The organism is Pseudoalteromonas sp. P1-26 (assembly GCF_001401795.1).
Classification (GTDB): domain Bacteria; phylum Pseudomonadota; class Gammaproteobacteria; order Enterobacterales; family Alteromonadaceae; genus Pseudoalteromonas.
In genome coordinates this window covers 1-887 of record NZ_LKDX01000116.1, presented here as the reverse complement: position 1 = coordinate 887, position 887 = coordinate 1, and the positions used below count along the sequence as shown (strand labels likewise).

Genomic DNA, 887 nt, shown 5'->3' with positions numbered 1-887 from the left:
GGGGCGTGCGACGTGAAGTCGTATGAAGCGCTGTTCACCGCTTAATGAGTGAACCATCTGTATCACCAGATGATCCTAGGAGCCTGAATAAAGTAGCGGCTCTGACAATGTAACGAAGGTTGGTATGCGCCAATCGGGATCTTAATCGTGAGAGGACGATCCTCCTGATAACCACAAATCGGGTGAGTGCTAGGCAGTCAGTATGATGAACATAAGTGAATCCGCGTAAGGTGCGTTATACGATGAAACAGCGGAAGTGGTTAATACGCTGTAGCCAAAAGGCACGAGAGTCGGAAAGAGATTGCCCCATGCTCTTTCGTGATCACTGAACTCTCCGCACTATAGCGGGCATCTAACCTGACATTGCGCAACATACGGAACACGGTAAGCCTGTATCACTCCCTTTGGGAAAGCTTATATAGCCGATAGTGATGCAGGTAGAGGATGTTGGAGAAAGCAAAGGCTGGATTGTAATGATGCAGATACAGACGTCTGTCTGGCACGAAAGTGAGCTGACTTCCGACTGGTCTTCCTTTGCAAGAGAATTTGAAGAACTTTATTCAAGGAGAAACGCAAATGATGATTTCAAAAGAGATTAGTGCCTCTCCTGACAGTGCTCAATGGCAATCCATAAATTGGAAAACTGTTGAGTCACACGTTTTAAAGCTTCAGATGCGTATTGCAAAAGCAACAAGAGAAAGTAAACACGGCAAAGCGAAAGCGTTGCAGTGGATACTGACTCACTCGCATTCGGCAAGACTTCTTGCTGTTAAGCGAGTATCACAAAACAAAGGCAGTAAAACGCCCGGAATAGACGGCGTCATCTGGAATACGGATACGCGCCGCATGAAAGCAGTCAATCAATTGAGCAGAAAGGCTTATCAAGC

General features: G+C 46.4%; 1 protein-coding gene. It reads left to right on the top strand.

The annotated features are described in order from the left end of the window. Nucleotides 1-576 precede the first annotated feature (576 nt). Nucleotides 577-887: reverse transcriptase N-terminal domain-containing protein (locus AN394_RS21145; protein WP_200910032.1), on the top strand; the 311-nt coding region annotated here is incomplete at its 3' end.